Source organism: Erysipelatoclostridium sp. MSK.23.31, assembly GCF_019125875.1.
Taxonomy (GTDB): Bacteria; Bacillota_I; Bacilli_A; order Erysipelotrichales; family Coprobacillaceae; genus Thomasclavelia; species Thomasclavelia ramosa.
Genome location: NZ_JAHOCB010000086.1, coordinates 1 through 2,996, shown reverse-complemented (window position 1 = coordinate 2,996; position 2,996 = coordinate 1). Strand labels below are relative to the sequence as shown.

The following is a 2,996-nucleotide window of genomic DNA, read 5'->3' as shown; positions in this document are numbered from 1 at the left end:
GAGTTGTCAAACCCGAAAGAACCGCTCCGAAAAATCACACCTGCTGGCACGGGATAATTGAAACTGAATTAACTGAATAGTGCAAAAAAATAGGTATAACATTCAAAAAGATTAATTTTCGATGTTATACCTATTTTTAATTGTTTTAAGATAATGTTCCACTTGGACTGCAAGTAAGTTTTACTGTTTCGTTTATAGTTTGTAAAACCATTCCAAGACCGTTATAACTTTTTGCGGTTGCATATCCATAAGCGCTTGCACCAGATTTTGATGATCTAATATTACTCAATTTCCAATTTATAGCTGGACATTGAGTGTCAACTGATGAAGCAGTACATTTTGCGGTTGAGCCATCATAAGTAAATGTTCCACTGGTTTTGACAGACCATAAGATTACATCATATGTGTTTTTGTAGTATGTTGTTTTATTACCCTTTTTAGTGTTACTTCTTGTAAGCGTTGGTATTTCTTCGATTGTCACTTCGATATAACTACCGTCCTCAAATCTTTCGACTATCTGTGTATTGCTTTCTTCATTTAATGCAAATACAGGTGTAGTGCCTAATAGTGTTAAAACAGTTAAAAAACTTGCAAATATTTTTTTCATTTTCTTTACTCCTCCTCAATAATAGTTACTTTTTTTATAGTATTAGAATCATCATATGCATTGTATATCAATTGATTATAAATAAGAAGTGTAGCACATAGTGCTATTAGAATACAAAATAGGGTAATGAATATTTTCTTCACAATGGACTTAATAGAAGTTCGCTTTAAGATATATTCATTGTCACAATTTTCTATATAAGAAATCATAACATTTTTTGGTTCGCCATATTTTAAGCATATTTCTTTATAAGTAACGTTTTCGTCAATATCATTCAAATTATCTTCTAAGCGCTTAAAAAATAATTTTTCATTTTTACTTATAAATGGAAATGTACGTCTACATTCCTTTAGATATTGTTTGACAACATTATTCATTTCCTGCCTCCATGATTTTAATAATACTAGTGTTTATATCCATGTAATCAATGTAAAGTTGGTTAAGATATTCTTTTCCTTTTGGTTCAAGCTTATAATAAACTCTTGTTTTTCTTTTACCAACAAGCCTTTTTTCATCAATAATATAACCTTTGTCTAAAAGCCGATAGAGGATGGGGTACATGACTCCTTCAGCTAACTTTATTTTATCATCAGATAACTCCTGAAGCTGCTGGACTATTTTATAACCATAATATTCGCCATTTCCGATTTCTATGATTTTTAACAGCAACATTTCCATCCTAAAAAAATTGTTTGAAGATCTGCTCATTAATCCATCTCCTATTTCTAATATAATTAAATCACAATATAATCGATAATTCAATACATATAAAATATATGTAGCTATTGACATATGTAAATAAAGTGCTATCATATAGTTAAGGAAACGTTTTCAACAAATATGAAAGGAAGATATGTTATAAAAAAGAGTAGAAAATTTATTGTATCTTTAATTATTGCTGTATTTTTAGTGGGAATATTTCCAACTAATATTTCTACTGTAACTGCAATGGAAAAAGAAATAAGCCTAGATGCAGATTGTAATATTTATAGTGAATCTCCTTACAATTTATTAGAAAATATTGTTGATTTAAAATCAGGAGGAGTATTAAATGTTAATGGAACTAGCAATCCGTTGTTTTGGGAATTTGATAATATGAGTACTGCATTTGATATTATTATTAGCAAATTTGATGATGAATTAAATGAAATCTCATCAGTTGGAAATTTAGACACATTAAGCTTAAACAATTGGAAAGAATATTTTAATGTATTTAAAGAAATGTATTTTGATAATATTGCTAGTGGAGATATAGAAGATATAAATATCTTAAATCAATTTTTCACAGTATGTGAAAATCATGAAATAAATAGTCAAGCTAGGATTTTATGTAATCAGGAAAATGTCGATATTTTTGAATTAATCAATTACTTACCGTACACAAGTCCTATAATTGATACTATTAATCAGTTGCCTATGACACGAGCTGCTTCATTTAACTTTAATAAAAGCACAGCAGTAAGTTACGCAAAAAAATATGCTGTTAATCCTAATCCAAGCTATACAACATATAGTACCGATTGTACTAATTTTGCATCGCAGATTCTAAGGTCAGGTGGTGCACCAACAAATACTACATGGAAACCATATACAGCCTCTTGGTCAGCTGCGCATAATTTTGAAACATACTGGTATTCTAGAAGTAATAGTCAATATGCATCAGGAAACTTTAATACATTCTCAGGTAATTTGCAGGCGGGTGATTTTATAATAGCAGATTGGGAGAAGGATGGACGATATAATCATGTTGCTTTTGTAGTTGCATCTGGGAGTAAAACATCTAGTGGATATTATGATGTAACAATAGCACAACATACAAGTAACTATTGTGCTAAAGTAAGTTCTTCAGTAAATGGATGGGAAAATACCTCTGGAACATACGTAAGGATTAGATTCTAATGAAAGAAAAAATAAAGAAATTGTTGAGAAGTAAAGTATTTAATATTTTGATTGTTATAATTATATTTTTTGTCGGGCTGAAATTGTACACTAATTATATAAGCAATCTATTTGATAATTCAACACCACAAAAAGCAATAGCAGAATATGTTTATAATATAAATTCAACATATAAGGTATTCTTTATGAAAATAGAAGAAGTTCATAGTGAAGAAATTGAAAAGAATGATGAATGCAATTATTACATGATAACGCAAAGTATTATTGGAAAGCCTAATAATATGGGAGGAACATTTAAAGTCAAAAAAATAGATAATTTCTATTATGTGACTTCATATGATAATATGCCTCGATGATATAAGATTCCACCTATTGATTTGAAGGATATTGTAGTGTTGGGAATGAAAAAGCTAATTATACTGCTGTGCTAAATCGGTACTGTTATTGTAAGTTTATAACACTGTCTTATCGCCGAGCATATCATATTTTA

The 2,996-nt window shown here is 29.2% G+C and carries 5 protein-coding genes; 2 read left to right on the top strand and 3 right to left on the bottom strand.

The window, feature by feature from the left end:
* Positions 1–145: 145 nt before the first annotated feature.
* From KSU54_RS18265 to KSU54_RS18255, 3 genes are read right to left on the bottom strand one after another with little or no spacing between them, the layout of a single operon-like run.
* The gene (locus tag KSU54_RS18265) at positions 146–607 is read right to left on the bottom strand and encodes a hypothetical protein (RefSeq protein ID WP_008792856.1); all 462 of its coding nucleotides are present in this window, start codon (positions 605–607) and stop codon (positions 146–148) included.
* A 5-nt stretch (positions 608–612) separates the two neighbouring features.
* The gene (locus KSU54_RS18260) at positions 613–984 is read right to left on the bottom strand and encodes a DUF6120 family protein (RefSeq protein ID WP_008792855.1); all 372 of its coding nucleotides are present in this window, start codon (positions 982–984) and stop codon (positions 613–615) included.
* Complete coding sequence (locus KSU54_RS18255; RefSeq protein WP_008792854.1) at positions 977–1,315, bottom strand: PadR family transcriptional regulator; 339 nt, start codon at positions 1,313–1,315, stop codon at positions 977–979. Before KSU54_RS18255 ends, KSU54_RS18260 begins: the two co-directional genes overlap by 8 nt.
* A gap of 132 nt (positions 1,316–1,447) precedes the next feature.
* On the opposite strand from KSU54_RS18255, the gene KSU54_RS18250 reads away from it, so the two are divergent.
* Together KSU54_RS18250 and KSU54_RS18245 are read left to right on the top strand one after the other, a co-directional pair.
* Positions 1,448–2,506: an amidase domain-containing protein gene (locus tag KSU54_RS18250; RefSeq protein WP_226814649.1), complete on the top strand. Its 1,059-nt coding sequence runs from the start codon at positions 1,448–1,450 to the stop codon at positions 2,504–2,506.
* A complete protein-coding gene (locus tag KSU54_RS18245; protein ID WP_008792852.1) occupies positions 2,506–2,862 on the top strand; it encodes a hypothetical protein in 357 nt (118 codons plus the stop codon). Before KSU54_RS18250 ends, KSU54_RS18245 begins: the two co-directional genes overlap by 1 nt.
* Positions 2,863–2,996 lie beyond the last annotated feature (134 nt).

What these genes read in the sequence shown, in the direction of transcription:
- KSU54_RS18265 (WP_008792856.1), bottom strand. Translation starts at nt 607, where the DNA reads ATGAAAAAAATATTTGCAAGTTTTTTAACTGTTTTAACACTATTAGGC.
- KSU54_RS18260 (WP_008792855.1), bottom strand. Translation starts at nt 984, where the DNA reads ATGAATAATGTTGTCAAACAATATCTAAAGGAATGTAGACGTACATTT.
- KSU54_RS18255 (WP_008792854.1), bottom strand. Translation starts at nt 1,315, where the DNA reads ATGAGCAGATCTTCAAACAATTTTTTTAGGATGGAAATGTTGCTGTTA.
- KSU54_RS18250 (WP_226814649.1), top strand. Translation starts at nt 1,448, where the DNA reads ATGAAAGGAAGATATGTTATAAAAAAGAGTAGAAAATTTATTGTATCT.
- KSU54_RS18245 (WP_008792852.1), top strand. Translation starts at nt 2,506, where the DNA reads ATGAAAGAAAAAATAAAGAAATTGTTGAGAAGTAAAGTATTTAATATT.